Below are 17,839 nucleotides of genomic sequence, written 5' to 3'. Positions count from 1 at the left end.
AATGGTAAGGCACCGTGACCATGGGTGTGTTTGCGGTGCTAAATCGGCGAATTGAACGGGCTATTGGGTCCCGTTGTCGCCAAAATTCCCGCCTTCAACAGGTATTCGATTGTGAGTTCGGTGGAGTTCCAATTCCAACCCGAGTGCTCTTTGCGTTTAGCGTCTCTAATGCTGAAAAACCGGTGTCGCTCTCGCGGGATGAGAGGGTTTCAGGCTGATCGTATTCAGCTCAGTTCGCGTCGATAATGCTGGGGTGCGGGCAGAACGTCAGGTGGTGGGCGCGCGGCAGCACGTTCACTGATTGCACCTGCATGCAGGTCGGTTCTTGCGTCCAGCGGTCGACCAGTTTGTATAGGTTTGGCTATTTCCTGCGGATGATGATGGTAATCCCGATTCCGATCAGGGCGAGAATGAATGCCCCGATGTCAATGGGCAGTAGCCAGTTGGTTTGGTTGTTGTCCGATGCTGGCTCGGTGCGTTCGGTTGGCTCGGTGGCGGTTGCGCTTGGCCCCATTTGATGGGAACGACGAGGCATTGGGTTTCACCTTCCACAATTTCGGCCTCAATGGTGTCATCGCCAGCTTCAGTTGGGGCTGGGACTGCGGCGATGGTGAGGTCGCTTGCGCTCACAATGTCACCAGTACAGTTTCCTGCGGAGAAACTGATACCGTAATGATCCTCTAAAAATGTTTTGGTGCCAAGGGGCGGTACGGTATTAAACCCAACGTGGAGCCAGTGGCCTTCCGGAACTGTAATTTTGGCGTAGGCGTTTTCGTTTTCGGGTGTTGTAATCTCCGCGTGATAGTGGGCGGAATTATCCAAGGTGCCAACGTCTAATGATGGCGCCTTCGTTGTATCGGCGGAAAACTCCACCCGTTGCGCAGGCAACTGGAAGCTGACCGCTGTGCGGGTGGTGGCTGTGGTTAAGGATGCCGTTAAACCTTCAGAACTAGCGGCGTCTGAATAGGTGCCACCGGTTGCTTGAGCGATGCCCTGCTGCGAGTGCGGTTTCATTGTTGTTCAAATAGTAAATGGGTTCTTTTCTGGGTGTTTCAGAAAAGAACCCTTGTGTGCCTTAGTTGCTGTTACACGGCAATCTTCGGGGCGATGATGTCAAGCAGACCTTCGACGTCCACGTCGTACCACCAGTGCCAGGCGTAGCTACCGAACGGGAAATCCAAGAACCAGGACATGAAATCCTCCAATGTCAATCGATGAACAATAGCGACGCCAATTCTAATCGAAATCTAACAGTTACACAAGATTCACAGATTCTACATGTAGTGCTTTTCTCGGGGCGCCTGTTGCTGCGGAGGCGGATGGCGCCCACGGGCCACCTGTGCGCATTCACTGTACAAGCGGTTTACATTCGGGGCGGCGTGACCCGCAGGTGCCAAGGTCGGCCAAACAGGCCCACCCCTTGATGTAGTGGGTCTGTCCCTGAGTGCGCCGCAGTATGCCGGCGCCGCGGTTGATGAAAGCTGAGTGTTTCTAGCGTTGCGCGTCGGCGGCGAGGAACAGGAGTGTTTCTTGTTTGCCGTGTGCCCCGGCGGCGGGCCAGTCTTCAGCAGGTGCGCCGGCGATCACTTGGGCGGCGGCTTCGGCTTTTTCGGCGCCGCTGACGAGGAGCCACACATGGTTGGCTTGGGCGACGGCGGGCAGGGTGAGGGTGCCGCGTTCGGCTGGAGGTTTCGGGGAATCAGTGACGGCGAGGGTGAGGGCTTGTTGTTCGCGGACGGCGGCGGTGTGGGGGAATAGGGAGTTAATGTGGCCTTCTCCCCCCATGCCGAGGAAGTGTAGGTCGAAGCCTTGTGGTGCGAATTCGGCGAGGGTTTCGGCGTAGGCTGTTACGGCGGCGTCGAGAGGCAGTTCGCCGAGCTGCCAGCTGTGGATGTGTTCCTCGGGGATGCCAACGTGGTCGAGCAATGCCTCGCGGGCCTGGCCTTCATTCGAATCTGAGTGCGATGCTGGGACGTTGCGTTCGTCTCCGAAAAAGACGTGGACGCGGGACCAATCGACGTTGTCTAGTTCGCGAAGTTTGCGTAAGGTGCCGATGCCGGCGCCGCCGCCGGTGAGGACGATGCGGGCGTAGCCGTCGCCGGCGGTTTGTGCGGCGCTGATGACGTCGCGGGTGTGTTCGGCCGCGCGGGTGGTAAGTTCTTCGAGATCGGGGACGGGGATGACGGTGACCATGGGGTTCCTCAGGCGGGTTAGTGTTCGAATGCGTCGACGTAGCGGACGCGGGAAAGTCCGCGGAGGGCGCGCGCATAGGCGCGGTCGGGGTCGAGATGGCGGAGTTCTTCGGCCAAGCAATCCGCGGTGCTGCGGGGGCCGAGCGCGACGAGGGCTTCTGTATGCCCTGGTACCTGCACCGCGAGGGTTTGGGAGTCCCGGACGGTGATGGTGATCGTGGAGTTGTCGTCGCGGATTAGGTCTACGCGGAGGACGGGGAGGCATTCGTTGCCGGATTCGTCACGGGGGATCATGTCCTGCGGGGTGGATTCGCGGACGATGTTCACGTCGAGCCGATCGGCTAGCCAACCCGCGGCGAGGTCGGCGCTGGGGCTGTCCGCGGGGCCGTGGACCACTGCGTCGATGATTTTTTTATAGGGGGGTTGGTTGAGGCTGGCGGCGACAATGCCGCGCCACGGCGTGATGCGGGCCCACGCCATGTCGGAGTCGCCGGGAGTGTATTGGGTGCGCCGCCGGTAGATCGAATCTTCCGGTGGGTCGAAGCGAGCATCGGTGATGCGGCGCTGCGCGATGTGGCCGATCGGATCCACCGCGGGGTTCATGGGCGCGATCGATGGCCACCACGCCACAATGGGGGTGTCGGGCAAAAGCAGGGGGGTAGCCACCGCGGCCATGTGGTCCGCGACTTCGCCCTGCAGGCGCAGCACAACGATTTCGGCGGCGCCGGCGTCGCCGCCCATGCGGATCTGGGCGTCAAGGCGGGACTCGGTGTCGCCGTTGGTGCCGTCGGCGATGAGCAGCAGGACGCGGGACGGGTGTTCCCGCGTCGCCACCGTGAGGCAGTCGACGAGTTGTTCAATATCGTCGTCGGCGTTGGCTACGACGATGAGGGTGAGCACGCGGCCGGTGGCCACCTGGGTGCCGGTTTCCCGAATGGCAACGAGCTGCCGGGCTATTTCCCGGGTGCCGGTATCGGGGAGATCAAAGATCATGGTTGCCTTTCAAACAAGTGTTACGGGCGGCGCCACGTGCGGTCGTTGCGGGCCAGCATACGCTCCGCGCTTTCGGGGCCCCAGGTGCCCGCGGCGTAGTCGTCGGGGCGGCCGTGGGCGGCCCAGTATTCCAGGATGGGGTCCAAGATTTTCCAGCTGAGTTCCACTTCCTCGTTGGTGGGGAACAGGCTGGATTCATCGAGGAGCGCGTCGAGGATGAGGCGTTCGTAGGCTTCGGGGGATTCCTCGGTGAAGGATTCGGAGTAGGAGAAGTCCATGTTTACGTCGCGGACTTCCATGGTGGATCCGGGCACTTTGGAGCCGAAGCGCATGAGTACGCCCTCGTCTGGCTGCACACGGATCACCACGGCGTTGGGGCCGAGTGCGGCGGTCATGCCGTCTTCGAATGGCAGGTGCGGGGCGGGTTTGAACACCAACGCGATTTCCGTGACGCGGCGGCCGAGGCGTTTGCCGGTGCGGAGGTAGAACGGCACACCCGCCCAGCGGCGCGAATTGATTTGGAGGGTGCAGGCGGCGAAGGTTTCCGTTTCGGAGTTTTCATCAAAGCCGTCTTCTTCCCGCAGGCCGCGAACCTTTTCGCTGCCTTGCCAGCCGGCGGTGTATTGGCCGCGGGCGGTGGTTTTCGCCAGCGGATACATTGGGGAGGTGGCGCGCAGTACCTTGACCTTCTCGGCCTGAAGCTCGTGGGGGGTAAAGGCGATGGGTTCTTCCATGGCCACCAGCGCCAGCAATTGCAGCAGGTGGTTTTGGATCACGTCGCGGGCGGCGCCGATGCCGTCGTAGTAGCCGGCGCGGCCGCCCAGGCCGATGTCTTCCGCCATGGTGATTTGCACGTGGTCGATGTAGTGCGCATTCCACAGCGGGTCGAACAATTGGTTGGCAAAGCGTAAGGCCATGATGTTTTGCACGGTTTCTTTGCCAAGGTAGTGGTCGATGCGGAACACCGAGGATTCCGGGAACACCGAATTCACAATGTGGTTGAGGTGCCGTGCAGACTCCAGGTCGTGCCCGAATGGTTTTTCAATGATCACGCGGCGCCACGTGCCGTCCGGGCCTTGAGCCAGCCCGGAGCGTTGCAATTGGTGGCACACGTCGGCGAAGAAGTCGGGGGGTACGGAAAGGTAGTAGGCCCAGTTTCCGGCCGCCGCTTGGATGCCGGCGAGAGTGTCCGCCAGGGCATCGAAGTCGGCGTCGCGGTCGAAGGTTCCGGTGACAAACTCCATGCCTTCGGCAAGCCGATCCCACACGTGCTCGCGGAATTCCGTGCGGGCGCCGGCGGTGACGGCGGCGCGCACATAGTCTTGGAATTCAGCTTTGGACCAGTCCCGCCGCCCGTAGCCAACCAGTGCGAATCCCGGCGGAAGCAGGCCGCGGTTTGCAAGGTCGTAGATGGCGGGCAGGAGTTTTTTGCGGGCCAGGTCGCCGGTGACGCCGAAGATGACCATCCCGGACGGCCCGGCGATGCGCGGGAGCCGCTTGTCGGTGCTATCGCGGAGCGGGTTATCCGGCATGCCGAAGTGTGCGTGTGTCACGTAACTCTCTCTTAGAACTGTTCGTTAGCGTGGTAGGTTGCGCTCGTCGGCGAGGCGGCTGGTCATGGAGTCCAGCAATTCGGTCCAGCTTGCCACAAACTTTTCCACGCCTTCACGCTCCAGGACCTCGAACACATCGGCGAGGTCTACGCCGACGGTGTCCAAGTCTTTGAGCACCTGCTGGGCGCGCTCGCCGGCGCCGGTCAGCGTGTCGCCGTGGAGGCCGCCCGCGGCGAGCACCGCGTCAATGGTGGCTTCCGGCATGGTGTTCACCGTGTTCGGGCCAGCCAGCTCCGTCACGTACAGGGTGGCGGGATAGTCCGGGTTCTTCACCCCGGTGGAGGCCCACAGGGGGCGCTGGACGTTGCCCGGCGCGTCGTCGAAAAGCTCGGTGAAGGCTTGGTACGCCAGCTGCGCGTTTGCCACACCGGCCTTGCCGCGCAACGCCAAGGCTTCCGGGGTGCCAATGTCCTCGAGGCGGCGATCCACTTCCGTATCCAGCCGCGACACAAAGAACGAGGCCACCGAATGAATCTTTGAAATATCGACGCCGTTTTCGGCGGCGCGGGTGAGCCCCTCAAGGTAGGCGGCAACCACCTCGCGGTAGCGGCTCACCGAGAAAATCAACGTCACATTCACGCTGATGCCTTCGGCGGTAACGTCGGTGACCGCCTGCAGCGATTCCGGCGTGGCCGGGATCTTAATCATCACGTTGGGGCGGTCCACGCGTTCCCACAGTTGCCGCGCCTGGGCTACCGTAGCGTCCCGGTCCGCGGCGATTCGCGGATCCACCTCGATGGATACTCGGCCATCGCTGCCGCCGGAGGCTTCGTAGATATCCATGAAGATGTCGCAGGCACGGCGGACGTCCTCGATCGCCATGGCGTACACGGCGCGTTCCGCTTTCGCGCCGTCGGCACGCAGGTGGGCGATTTGCTCGTCGTAGGCGGTGCCTTGCGTCATCGCCGCCGCGAAAATCGCCGGATTGGTGGTCACGCCGACAATCGCCTTGGTGCGAATCAGCTCCTCCAAATTCCCAGAGTCCAGCCGGTCGCGTGACAAATCGTCCAACCAGCACGAAGTGCCCAATTCGCGCAGCTTCTCGAGGTGGTTCATAGCGTTACTCTTCCTGGTAGGGGTTGCCTGGTGTGCGGTTACACTGCTGCGATCGAGTCGCGCGCAGCAGCGACAACAGCATCCACGGTAATACCGAATTCGTCATAAAGCTTCTGGTACGGTGCGGACGCGCCGAAATGCTCCAGCGACACCGGCCGGCCAGCAGTACCCAGCAGGCGGTACCACGGCATGGCAATGCCCGCCTCCACGGACACCCGCGCGGCAACCTGCGGCGGCAGCACGGAATCGATGTAGGCCTGGTCCTGCTCCAAGAACCAGTCCAGGCACGGCATGGACACCACACGCGCCGCCACCCCGTCGGCGGCGAGTTCGGCGGCCGCCGCCACCGCAAGCTGCACCTCGGAGCCGGTGGCCATGAGGATCACATCCGGGGTTTCGGCGCCCTCGACGAGCACGTACCCGCCGCGAGCTACCCCTGCTGCGGCACGTTCCTTCGTGCCCTCAAGCACGGGAACATTTTGTCGGGTAAGCGCAAGGCCTTTCGGCCCGGCAGGGTATTCCAAGGCGGCCTTCCACGCGGCGGCGGTTTCGTTGGCGTCCGCGGGGCGCAGCATGGACATTTCGGGGATGGCGCGCAGCGTGGCCAGCTGTTCCACCGGCTGGTGCGTCGGGCCGTCCTCGCCCAGGCCAATGGAGTCGTGTGTCCACACGTAGTACGCGTCCGTGCCCATAAGTGCGGCCAGCCGCACCGCGGGGCGCATGTAGTCGGAGAAAATGAGGAACGTGCCGCCGTAAACGCGGGTGCCGCCGTGCAGGGCGATGCCGTTCATGATCGCACCCATGGCGTGCTCCCGGATGCCAAAGTGCAGGTTGCGGCCGTATGGTTCCGCCGTCCACGTGGCTGTGGTGATGTCTTCGGGGCCAAACGAGGGGGAGCCTTTGATCACAGTGTTGTTCGAACCTGCAAGGTCCGCGGAACCGCCCCACAGTTCCGGCATGGTGGCCGCCAGCGCCTGCAGGGTGGCTTCGGAAGCCTTTCGGGTGGCCACGGATTCACCGGCGTCCCAGGTGGGAAGCTCGTCCGCGAATCCTGCGGGCAGTTCGCGCGCCGCAAGCCGCTCGAATAGTGCCTTGCGCTCGGGGTTGGCCTGCGCCCACGCGTCGAACTTTTGCTGCCACACGGCGTGCTTATCCGCGCCGCGTTCCGTTAGCTTGCGCGTGTGCGCAATGAGTTCGTCCGTCATGGGGAAGTCCACCTCGGGATCGAAGCCCAGTTCGCGTTTGGTGGCGGCGACTTCCGCAGCCCCGAGGGCGGCGCCGTGTACGCTGCCGGTGTTCATCATGCTCGGCGCCGGGAAGCCGATAATGGTGCGCAGTCGAATAAAGGTAGGCCGCGGGTCCGCCTTGGCCGCGGCCACCGCCTCCTCGATCGCGGTGACGTTTTCGCCGCCTTCGATTTCCAAGACCTGCCAGCCGTAGGCGCGGTAGCGTGCGCACACATCCTCGGTAAACGCGATGGCCGTGTCTTCCTCGATGGAGATGCGGTTGTCGTCCCAGAACACGATCAGGTTGCCCAGTTGCTGAGTACCGGCCAGGGAGCAGGCTTCCGCCGTGACGCCTTCCTGCAGGTCACCGTCCGAGGCGATCACATAAATGTAGTGGTCGAATGGGGATTCGCCGGCCGGGGCGGTGGGGTCGAACAGGCCACGCTCGCGGCGGGAGGCCATGGCCATGCCCACGGCGGAGGCGAGGCCCTGACCTAGGGGGCCGGTGGTGATTTCCACACCGTCGGTGTGCCCATACTCGGGGTGGCCGGGGGTTTTCGCACCCCACGTGCGGAGCGCCTTGAGGTCATCCATTTCCAACCCGAAGCCGCCGTAGTACAGCTGAATGTACTGCGTGAGCGAGGAGTGGCCGCAGGACAATACGAACCGGTCGCGCCCAGCCCACCTGGGGTCGGTGGGGTCTAGGTTCATGACGCGCTGGAACAGCGTGTAGGCCAGTGGGGCCAAGCTCATTGCGGTGCCGGGGTGGCCGGAACCGCACTTTTGCACGGCGTCGGCGGCGAGGATACGGGCGGTATCCACGGCGAGGGTATCAAGCTCATCCCAATCGCCTGGGTAGCTGCGAGTGGTCAGGGCCTTGAGTTCGGGCGACAGAGTCACGGTGGCCATCCTTGCTTCTGGTAATAGAAAATATGGTTGGTGCGCAGCCTGCCTGTGGCGTACGTCCGTCACAATTCTAGTGCGATTATTCGAATGGTGCCCGATTGGGTGAACCACCTTGTGAGGGATACCATGGCCTAGTTGCGTATTCTTGATACGAATTCCCTTACTTGAAAAACTGTGCTGGAGGAAAACCCTTGGAGACGATCAAGGCCTACATCGCGCTGACGAAACCAAGGGTTATTGAACTCCTGCTGGTGGCCACGATTCCAGCGATGCTGCAGGCAGATCGCGGCGAAAACCAGATTGGGTTAATCCTGTTAACGCTCATCGGCGGCTGGATGGGGGCTGCCGCCGCAAACACGTTCAACATGGTGGCCGATTCCGATATTGACAAGGTGATGAAGCGCACGGAGCGCCGCCCCTTGGCCAAGAAAACCGTTTCGGATCGGCAGGCCACCGTATTCGCTTGGACGCTTACTGTGGTGAGCTTTTTGTGGCTGTGGCTGCTCTGTAATTCGTTGCTGGCGGCGCTGTTTGTAATGGCAACCATCGCGTTTTACATTTTCATTTACACAAAGTGGTTGAAGCGGAGCACCCCGCAAAATGTGGTGTGGGGCGGCGCCGCCGGGTGTATGCCAGTCATGGTCGGCTGGGCGGTGATCACCGATAATGCGGATGTGCCAGGTCAATGGTGGCAGGCCATTGTGTTGTTTTTGGTGATCTTCTTCTGGACGCCCCCGCACACCTGGGCGTTGGCCATGCGCTACCGGGAGGATTATGAGGCCGCCGGCGTGCCCATGATGCCGGTGGTGCGGAAACCCGCGCAGGTGACGGCCCAGATTGTGTGGTACACGCTGGCCACTGTGGCGGCCACGTTTGCGCTGATCCCCGCCGCAGGTTGGGTGTACGCCGTGGCTGCGGTGGGGGCTGGATTGTGGTTTTTGATCGCCGCGATTCGCCTGCATTTGGCGGTGAAGGATGGTGCGGAAGTCAAGCCGATGCGGTTGTTCTTCCTGTCCAACAACTACCTTTCGCTGGTGTTTGTCGCCCTCTCTGTGGACGCCGTGCTGGGCCTAGACACCATGGCGCAGCTGCTCTAACTCGCGGCTTGGGTAGCCGGGTTAGATTTCGAGGACGATGGAGCCCATGGTGCGGCGGGCTTCTAGGTCGCGGTGGGCTTGGGCGGCGTCGGCAAGCGGGTAGGTGCCGCCGATGGTGATGGTGAGGGTGCCGTCCAGCACCGCCTGGGTGACGGCTTGGGCCCGCTTTGCAAATTCGCCTTCCTGTGCGGTCCACGCGCCGATGGAGGGGCGGGTGAGGAAGATGGAACCGTGGGTGTTCAAAAGTTGGGGGTCGAACGGCTCGACCGGCCCCGACGCTGCGCCGAACAAGCATACGATTCCGCGGGGGCGGACGGCCTCCAGTGATTCCATAAACGTGGCCTTGCCAACGCCGTCATACACAACGTCGACGCCTATGCCACCGTTGTGGCGGCGCACTTGTTCGGCCAGGTTATCGGAATAACGGAACACCTCGTAGGCGCCCGCAGCGCGCGCCGCGGCTTCCTTTTCGTCGGAGGACACCACGCTGTACACGCGCGCGCCCTGGGACGCCGCCATTTGGGTGGCCATGAGCCCCACTCCGCCCGCGCCGGCGGTAATCAGGCACGTGTCCCCGGCCTTGAGTTCGGCCACCCCGTTGGTGAGGTAGTGGGCGGTAATACCTTGCAGCAGCATGGAGGCCGCCTCCGCCGGGCTAATGCCTTGCGGGACCGCCACGATGCGATCTCGCGGAACGCAAACTTGTTCGGCGTAGGAGCCGAATCCGTCGCACCAAGCGACGAGCGTGCCGGGGGAAATCTCGCCGCGGGGGTCCGCGAGGACGCGGCCGGTTCCCTCCAACCCTGGGATAAAGGGGGTGGCGGCGTGGTAAATGCCTTCCCGATAATAGGTGTCAATGTAGTTGACACCCGCGACGTGAACTTCGACGAGGACTTCGTCGTCTTGCGGGGTGGGGGCGGGGACCTCCACAAGCTGCAAAACGTCCGGTCCGCCGGTTTGGGCTACATGTATGGCTCGCATACCTGCCCATGGTAGTTGGAGTTACACGGACGGCGCTTTGATTCGGGCGTCACCGGCGGGGGAACCTGTGAGCGTATCCATCGGGGTGCGGGTCTGATGGCGCGCGTACAGCATGCCGGTAAACGCGCACACCACCCCGGAGAGGCCTACGTGCACGGGCACCGTCCACCGTGGCACACCCCAGTTGTATTGGATAATGCCGATTGCAGCCTGCACCACGATAAAACCGATGAGCAACAACCCGATCCGCAACGCGCGTTTATCCGCGGCGACGGTGATCAGTGCCACCACCAAGCCAATGGTTAAACCCAAGTACAGGTACATCGAATGCGCGTGCAAATGTGCGATTTCCGCGATGTCTACCTGGAGGCGGCCGTCCATACCCACTCCCTCGTCGCCGGAGTGGGGGCCCGCGCCGGTAACCATCGTGCCGGTGGCCAGCACCACCGCGAGCGCGGCGCCGGAGCCGGCGGCCAGCCATCGCAGCGGTGCGGGGTAGAGCGGGATCACCGCACCCTCATCCGGTTCGGACACGCGTACTACCAGGATTGCGGCCAGCCACACCAACAACATCGACGGCAAAAAGTGCAGTGCAACCGCCCACCATTGCAGGTCAAGGAGCACGGACAGCCCGCCGATGACGGCTTGGACGATAATGCCCAAACCTTGGATGAACGCGTGGTTGACTACCTCTTTGCGCCGTTTGGCAAAAAACACCGACAGAAACAGGGCCAGCGCGAGCGCGACGAGGACGAAGGTGAGCAGCCGGTTGCCAAACTCGATGGCCTGGTGGATCGCTGGCGCGGCCCCCGCCACGGGGACGAGGGAGCCTTCGTGGCAGGTTGGCCACGTGGGGCAACCCAACCCGGAGCCGGTCACACGAACGATCGAACCGGTGACGGTGATACCGGCCTGTGCGATGAGCAGGAGAATGGCTAACAAGCGCTGCGTTTTCAGCAGCAGCAAGCGTGGGGGGTTCGGTGCAGTCACAGTGGTTATCTTAAGCCGTGAACCGGAAGAAACGCGACGCGCCGAGGCCACCGGCAACGAACCAGCACGCCAGCATCCCAATTTCGAGGGTGGGGATGTGTCCTTCCAGCGCGTGCGCAAGCCCCTGCGCAAGGGCGACCGAGGGCACCCATTCGAAGCCGCCACCGCCGCGGAGCATGACGTAACTGGCGGTGCCCAACAGGATAAACCACAGGAGGTTTGCCAGCGCCAGCACCAGTTCGGAGCCGAGGGTTCCCCCAACGAGCAGGCCGAGGGAAGCGAACGCCGCCACCCCGAACGCCAGTGTGATTACTACCGCGGGTATCGACGTCACTGGCGCCGACCACCCCAGCAGCAGCGCCGTGGTGGTGAGCAGCAGCGTTTGCAAAGTCACCACCGCCAACACCGCCACGATCTTGCCACTGATGATGGTCCAGGCGGGCACCCCGGAGGCGCCGACTCGTTTCAGGGCGCCGTAGCGGCGATCAAACGCTACCCCGATCGCCTGCCCGGTGAACCCCGAACTCATCGCCGAAATTGCAAGGGTGAGGGGGAAGACTTTTGGCAGCGGATCCGCAATGAGCGGCAGCAATGAAAGCGCCACCAGCATGGTCATGGGAATCACCAAGCTGAGTAGCTGCTGCTCGCCGTGCCGCAAAAACAGCATGGATTCGATGCGCGCCTGGGCTAACACCATGCTGACGGTGGGGGCGCGCCCGGTGTCCGGCCGGAACGTGCCAGCGGGGAATTCCATTTTTTAGTTCCTCATCTCTCGGCCGGTGATGTCCAAGAACACGTCCTCAAGGCTGAGCCGGTTCACCTCAAGCGAATGGATCAGCACCCGCTGCTCCGCCGCGGATTGCGCCAACGCGTGCACCACCGCCGGGGTGGCGGCGGCCTCAACGCGATAGCTCAACGGCCGGTTGGCGGTGATGGTGGCGCCGAAGGGGGCGAGCGCGGCGTCGATAAGCGCGGTGTCGAGTTCGGCATTGGTTTCGATGCTGATGGAGGTGCGTTCCGCGCGGGCCGTCAACTCCGCGGTGGTGCCTTGGGCGACGGTCACGCCGCGGTCGATGATCATGACGCGGTCCGCCAGCGCCTCCGCCTCGTCCATCAAATGCGTGGTGAGCACCACGGTGACGCCGTCGCGCCGCAGGCTGCGGATGAGATCCCACACCGTGAGGCGGGACTGGGCATCGAGGCCCGCGGTCGGCTCATCAAGGAACACCAGTTCGGGTCGGCCCACAAGCGCACACGCGAGCGACAACCGCTGCTGCTGGCCGCCGGAAAGCCGCCGGTAGGACGTCCTCTCGTGGCGTTGCAACCCCACCAAATCCAACAACCAATCCACATCCAACGGGTTGCGGCTAAAGGAAGCAACCAGCTGCAACATCTCCCGTACCCGGATACCCGGATACGCCCCGCCGCCCTGCAACATAATGCCCACGCGGCGTCGCAGCTCATCGGTCTGCGTCACCGGATCGAGGCCGAGCACGCGAATGCTGCCCGAAGTGGGCTTTTGAAAGCCCTCACACATCTCAATGGTGGTGGTTTTGCCGGCGCCGTTCGGCCCCAGCAGCGCAAACACCGACGCTTCCGGAACGGTCAACGAAAGCCCGTTCACCGCCGTTGTCGGCCCGAAGGTCTTGACCACGTCTTGCAGCTCGAGGGAGTGGTAAGTCACGGCTTACAAGTGTACGCGGCGCCGCAGGAACAACCACAACAGGCCCAACGCGGCGAGGAAGCACAGCAACGAGGTGAGATAAATCGACACCACCGTGCCCGGCTGCAAGGCCAACCCCCGCGGGAGTACAAAAAAACTCATGAGCGAGCAATACACCATCGCCGGGGCGCGAAACAGTTTGCGGTTCGCCCAGGCCGCGAGCGGCACAATCGCCCACAGCACATACCACGGGTGCACCACCGGAAACAGCACCACCAGCAGCAGGGTGGCCACACCGAGCCCACCCACCGGGTGAATCGCGCCGCGGTACGTGGCAAACAACATGCGCACGAGGAACCCCGAGGCGACCAACACCCCCACGCCGCGGGTGACTACGAGGATGGAGTCGGTGTGATCGCCAAGCCCGAGCTGCATCCCCAACGCGCCCGCGCCAATACCAATATCCGTGGTAATGGACATCCAACTGCGGATCTTCGCGGCCCCGCCCTGGCCCGTGATCCAGCCAAGCCCGATGCCGGTGACCACGGTGACCACCGCGACCGTCGTGATGAGGATGGCCGTTTGCGCCAGGGCGGCAGTAGCGATTGCCCGCAGGTGCCCCCACGTGCGGTACCGCAAACCCCGGGCGAGCGCCATACCAATAAATCCAAGCGCCAAAAAGCCCGTCACCTTCACCAATCCCGCGCAGGAAATACACACCCCGCTGCCAATGAGCAGGCCGGCCGCGCGGTGGGAATACCCCAGGATGGAAATCCAATCCACGGCGCGTAACCCCAGTTCAAGGCCCACCATGACAAAGCCCAACATGATCGCCTCGTTATGGATGCCGCCCACCAAATGTAGCAACGTGAGCGGGTTGAGCAACCCCAACCACAACGCCGCCTGCACGCTGACGTGGCAGCGGCGCGCAAGCTTGACCAACGCCCAGCCCACCGCAACAAGCCCCAGCACGGACAGTGCGCGGTGCGCCAACACCCCCCACACAATGGAATCCTGGGTGAGCCAACTCACCGCGGCGGCCAGCCCGAGGGCGACGGGGCCATATGGGGAAGGGGAATGGGACCAAATATAGGGCACCGAGCGGGCCAGCACGTTGTCGGAGGAGAGCAAATCCACCGGGCCCGCCGAGTAGGGGTCCAGGCCTTGGGCGACGATGGAACCTTGCGCGAGGTAGGAGTAAATATCCTGGGTAAACAGCGGCGCGGTAAACAGCAAGGGTGCGGTCCATGCCACGAAGGTGCGGCGCAGCATCGACACCGAGATTCGACGGTTTGTGCCAATGCCGACGAAGGGGGCCATGAGCACCCAGGCGGTGACGAACAGCCCGACGCCGACCAGCACCACCACGGAGGAGGTTTGGAGCATGCGGCCCATAATGGAGCCGCCGGGGAACTCGCCGTAGGGGTTGTCGATGACAGGTAGTGCGCCGGCGCCCAGCGCGCCCAACCCCAACATGAGGGTGCCGATGGTGCCTAACCAGCGCAGCGCCGCAAACCTGCTGATCTCAGAAAACGTGAGCTCGTCTTTGCGTCCGACGGGCAGCAAGTCCATGCCGCTGGCTACCGTGATCACCCGGGATCTGGTGAGCTCAACATCCTGCGGCGCTTGTCCCTCATGCAGGGCTGCGGATCGCGATCCAGGGGCGCCAAGCCGCGGAAGTTCGGCAATCAGCGACTGAAAGAATCGGAACACATAAGACATCCTACGCAAGCGAACTTGCACCAATGGAATGAATTAGGGAACATAAGTGTTGTCAAATACTGCATCGGCTATGTAGTCGTCGAGGTTTTCAAAGGAGGTGCCAACAGTGGAACCAGCTCGTTCCGCCGAGGGTGATACCCGCCGGCAAATCATGTTTTCCCTGCTTGAGCGCGGTCCGGAAAGCGCGTCCGACTTGGCTGAACAGCTCGGCCTGTCGGCCGCTGGTGTGAGACGGCACCTGGACATCCTGGTCGAAGAAGGCCTTGCGGAAGTCGCCCCGGCGCGCGGAAACCAACAGCGCGGCAGGGGCCGGCCCGCAAAAGCCTTTCGGCTCACTGATCAAGGCCGAGCACAATTCGGCCATGGTTATGACGCTCTGGCAACGCTCGCTTTGGAAGCTCTCAGGGAAACCGGAGGCGACGACGCGGTGCGAGAGTTCGCCCGCAAACGTATTTCGGCCATCGTGGAGGGCATCGCGCCCGCGGCGGTGACCGAGGCATCCATCGAGGACACAGCCCGCGCCTTGGTGGAGGCGTTCGCGGCGCATGGCTACGCGGCCACCGTGCACAGCGCGGCGGGCGGCGTGCAAATTTGCCAACACCATTGCCCGATTGCTCACGTGGCGTCCGAATTTCCGGAACTGTGTGAGGCGGAGCATCAGGTGATTGCAGAATTGCTTGGCCAGCACGTGCAACCTTTGGCTTCTATTCCCAGCGGCCACGGTATTTGTACCACCAATATTCCTTTGACTCCCATACAACACACTCCTGATGAAAGGAGCGGCACATGACTCAGGCAACTGACCGGGCTGTTGTCCGCACCGATGAAGAAATCATCGAATCCATCGGTGCGTATAGCTACGGCTGGCACGACTCCGACGCCGCCGGCGCAGCCGCAAAACGTGGCCTGAACGAAGCCGTGGTCGCAGATATTTCCGCCAAGAAAGACGAGCCGGAATGGATGCTGCAAACACGGCTGAAGGCGCTGGATATCTTTACCAAGAAACCGATGCCCACCTGGGGCGCGGACTTGAGCGGCATTGACTTCGACAATATTAAATACTTTGTGCGCTCCACCGAGCGCCAGGCCACCACGTGGGAAGAGTTGCCCGAGGACATTAAAAACACCTACGACAAGCTGGGCATCCCCGAGGCAGAAAAGCAGCGCCTAGTCGCGGGCGTGGCCGCCCAATACGAATCCGAGGTGGTCTACCACCAGATCCGCGAGGACTTGGAATCCAAGGGCGTGATCTTCCTCGATACCGATACCGCGCTGAAGGAACACCCCGAATTGTTCCGCGAGTACTTCGGCACGGTTATCCCCGCGGGCGACAATAAGTTTTCCGCGCTGAACACCGCGGTGTGGTCCGGTGGTTCCTTTATTTACGTGCCCAAGGGCGTGCACGTGGATATTCCGTTGCAGGCGTACTTCCGTATTAATACGGAAAACATGGGCCAGTTTGAGCGCACCCTGATTATCGTGGACGAGGACGCGTACGTGCACTACGTGGAGGGTTGCACCGCGCCGATCTACAAGTCGGATTCGCTGCACTCCGCGGTGGTGGAGATCATTGTGAAAAAGGGCGGCCGGTGCCGCTACACCACCATCCAAAACTGGTCGAACAACGTATACAACCTGGTGACCAAGCGCACGAAGTGTGAGGAAGGCGCCACCATGGAGTGGGTTGATGGCAACATCGGCTCCAAGGTGACCATGAAGTACCCGGCGGTGTGGCTGACCGGCCCGCACGCGAAGGGCGAGGTGCTCTCCGTGGCGTTTGCGGGGGAGGGGCAGTTCCAGGATACGGGCGCGAAGATGGTGCATCTCGCCCCCCACACATCCTCGAATATTGTGTCGAAGTCGGTGGCGCGTGGCGGTGGCCGTGCGGCCTACCGCGGGCTGGTGCAGATCAACGCCGCCGCGCACCATTCCACCTCGAACGTGGAGTGCGATGCGTTGCTGGTGGATAATATTTCCCGCTCGGATACCTACCCGTACAACGACATCCGCAACGACCACGTTTCGCTCGGCCACGAGGCGACCGTGTCGCAGGTTTCGGAAGACCAATTGTTCTACCTAATGAGTCGCGGCGTGGCGGAAGACGAGGCGATGGCCATGATTGTCCGCGGTTTCGTGGAACCCATTGCGAAAGAACTGCCCATGGAATACGCGCTGGAGCTCAACCGACTCATTGAGCTGCAGATGGAAGGATCGGTGGGCTAGCATGACCGCCCCTGTAAAAAACGCTACGTACCACAACAATAAGGGCGATCTGTTTACGTCCTTCGACGTCGCGGATTTCGAGGTGCCGAAGGGCCGCGACGAGGTGTGGCGTTTCGTACCGCTGCGCCGGTTGCGAGGATTGCACGACGGCAGCTTTGCGCCGGCGGTGACCCCGGATGTTCGCATCGACCTCCCAGACAACGCCGACGGTATTACCGTGGAACGCGTCGCGCGTGACGACGCCCGCCTCGGCCGCTCTGGAGCCCCCGTCGACCGTGTCGGCGCGCAAGCGTGGACCTCCATGGAGGGCGGTTGGGTCGTGAACTTCCGGCGCGGCTCCAGCAACCCCGAACCCGTCACCATTACTGTCACGGGCCGCGGCGCGGATGTGACTTCCTTCGGCGCCCTCGTCATTGACGTGGAGGAAGGCGCCGAAGCCATGGTGAACCTGCATTTCGTGGGTTCCGGCACGCACGCGGACAACCACGAATACCTCGTCGGCGACAATGCCCGCCTCACGGTGGTGGTGCACGAGGATTGGAACGATGACGCGGTGCATCTTGCCAACGAGCGCGCGCTGTTGGGCCGTGATGCGGTGTTCCGCCACAATGTCGCCTGCTTCGGCGGCGGCGTGGTGCGGCTCGTGCCGCAGGTGAAGTTCACCGCCCCCGGCGGTGACGCGGAGCTGCTGGGCGTGTACTTCGCCGACGACGGTCAGTTCTTTGAACAGCGCCTCCTCGTCGACCACGCCGTGCCGAATTGCCGTTCGAACGTCCTGTATAAGGGCGCGTTGCAGGGCGACCCGACGAGTGACCTGCCGGATGCCCGCACCGCGTGGATCGGCGATGTGCTGATCCGCTCCAATGCCCAAGGCACCGATACCTACGAGGCGAACCGTAACCTAGTGCTCACTGAAGGCGCCCGTGCTGACGCGGTGCCGAACTTGGAGATTGAAACCGGCGAGATCGCCGGGGCTGGGCACGCCGCCACCGTCGGCCGTTTCGACGATGAGCAAGTTTTCTATCTCCTTTCCCGCGGTATTACCAAAGACCAGGCCCGCCGCTTGATTGTGCGCGGTTTCTTCTCCGAGGTGATTAACCGCATCCCCGTCCCTGCCGTGCGCGAAGAGTTGGAACACCGCATCGCCACCGAGCTGGAAAACATCGAACTCTAAACC

Annotated in this window: 15 protein-coding genes; 4 read left to right on the top strand and 11 right to left on the bottom strand. The window is 62.6% G+C overall.

Features of this window, described 5'->3' with window-relative positions:
• Positions 1–399 precede the first annotated feature (399 nt).
• The 6 genes from Q4D83_RS09325 to tkt form a co-directional block, all read right to left on the bottom strand.
• Positions 400–1,014 carry a hypothetical protein gene (locus Q4D83_RS09325; protein WP_303174968.1) on the bottom strand — a complete coding sequence of 205 codons (615 nt, stop codon included), beginning with the start codon at positions 1,012–1,014 and terminating at the stop codon, positions 400–402.
• Positions 1,015–1,491: 477 nt separating this feature from the next.
• Entirely contained in the window at positions 1,492–2,193 is a 702-nt protein-coding gene (pgl, locus tag Q4D83_RS09320) for a 6-phosphogluconolactonase (RefSeq protein ID WP_303174966.1), read from the bottom strand.
• A 17-nt stretch (positions 2,194–2,210) separates the two neighbouring features.
• A complete protein-coding gene (locus Q4D83_RS09315) occupies positions 2,211–3,185 on the bottom strand; it encodes a glucose-6-phosphate dehydrogenase assembly protein OpcA (RefSeq protein WP_303174964.1) in 975 nt (324 codons plus the stop codon).
• 20 nt (positions 3,186–3,205) lie between these two features.
• A complete protein-coding gene (gene zwf, locus Q4D83_RS09310; protein WP_303175128.1) occupies positions 3,206–4,717 on the bottom strand; it encodes a glucose-6-phosphate dehydrogenase in 1,512 nt (503 codons plus the stop codon).
• A gap of 45 nt (positions 4,718–4,762) precedes the next feature.
• A complete protein-coding gene (tal, locus tag Q4D83_RS09305; protein WP_303174963.1) occupies positions 4,763–5,854 on the bottom strand; it encodes a transaldolase in 1,092 nt (363 codons plus the stop codon).
• Positions 5,855–5,892: 38 nt separating this feature from the next.
• Positions 5,893–7,980: a transketolase gene (gene tkt, locus Q4D83_RS09300; RefSeq protein WP_303174961.1), complete on the bottom strand. Its 2,088-nt coding sequence runs from the start codon at positions 7,978–7,980 to the stop codon at positions 5,893–5,895.
• Between the two features lie 197 nt (positions 7,981–8,177).
• Here tkt and Q4D83_RS09295 point away from each other — a divergent pair, with 197 nt between their 5' ends.
• The gene (locus tag Q4D83_RS09295) at positions 8,178–9,083 is read left to right on the top strand and encodes a heme o synthase (RefSeq protein WP_303174959.1); all 906 of its coding nucleotides are present in this window, start codon (positions 8,178–8,180) and stop codon (positions 9,081–9,083) included.
• 21 nt (positions 9,084–9,104) lie between these two features.
• Here the strand turns inward: Q4D83_RS09295 and Q4D83_RS09290 are convergent, their stop codons facing one another.
• Genes Q4D83_RS09290 through mptB form a run of 5 tightly spaced genes read right to left on the bottom strand, consistent with a single transcriptional unit; the run spans position 9,105 to position 14,439 of the window.
• The gene (locus Q4D83_RS09290) at positions 9,105–10,064 is read right to left on the bottom strand and encodes a quinone oxidoreductase (protein ID WP_303174958.1); all 960 of its coding nucleotides are present in this window, start codon (positions 10,062–10,064) and stop codon (positions 9,105–9,107) included.
• Positions 10,065–10,085: 21 nt separating this feature from the next.
• Positions 10,086–11,054, bottom strand: coding sequence for a heme A synthase (locus Q4D83_RS09285; RefSeq protein ID WP_303174956.1), 969 nt, complete (start codon positions 11,052–11,054; stop codon positions 10,086–10,088).
• 10 nt (positions 11,055–11,064) lie between these two features.
• Positions 11,065–11,808, bottom strand: coding sequence for a multidrug ABC transporter permease (locus tag Q4D83_RS09280; RefSeq protein WP_303174954.1), 744 nt, complete (start codon positions 11,806–11,808; stop codon positions 11,065–11,067).
• A gap of 3 nt (positions 11,809–11,811) precedes the next feature.
• The gene (locus Q4D83_RS09275) at positions 11,812–12,738 is read right to left on the bottom strand and encodes an ABC transporter ATP-binding protein (protein ID WP_303174953.1); all 927 of its coding nucleotides are present in this window, start codon (positions 12,736–12,738) and stop codon (positions 11,812–11,814) included.
• A 3-nt stretch (positions 12,739–12,741) separates the two neighbouring features.
• Complete coding sequence (gene mptB / locus Q4D83_RS09270; RefSeq protein WP_303174951.1) at positions 12,742–14,439, bottom strand: polyprenol phosphomannose-dependent alpha 1,6 mannosyltransferase MptB; 1,698 nt, start codon at positions 14,437–14,439, stop codon at positions 12,742–12,744.
• 106 nt (positions 14,440–14,545) lie between these two features.
• Between mptB and Q4D83_RS09265 the strand changes: the two genes are divergently transcribed.
• The 3 genes from Q4D83_RS09265 to sufD are packed head-to-tail and all read left to right on the top strand — an operon-like array spanning position 14,546 to position 17,836.
• Complete coding sequence (locus Q4D83_RS09265) at positions 14,546–15,229, top strand: metalloregulator ArsR/SmtB family transcription factor (RefSeq protein WP_303174949.1); 684 nt, start codon at positions 14,546–14,548, stop codon at positions 15,227–15,229.
• A complete protein-coding gene (gene sufB, locus Q4D83_RS09260) occupies positions 15,226–16,662 on the top strand; it encodes a Fe-S cluster assembly protein SufB (protein ID WP_303174947.1) in 1,437 nt (478 codons plus the stop codon). The genes Q4D83_RS09265 and sufB overlap by 4 nt, the downstream gene beginning before the upstream one ends.
• A 1-nt stretch (position 16,663) precedes the next feature.
• A complete protein-coding gene (gene sufD, locus Q4D83_RS09255; RefSeq protein WP_303174945.1) occupies positions 16,664–17,836 on the top strand; it encodes a Fe-S cluster assembly protein SufD in 1,173 nt (390 codons plus the stop codon).
• Positions 17,837–17,839: the final 3 nt, after the last annotated feature.

This window comes from Corynebacterium sp., assembly GCF_030532715.1.
Classification (GTDB): domain Bacteria; phylum Actinomycetota; class Actinomycetes; order Mycobacteriales; family Mycobacteriaceae; genus Corynebacterium.
The sequence above is the reverse complement of the archived record's forward strand: the minus strand, read 5'-3'. Positions and strand labels throughout refer to the sequence as shown.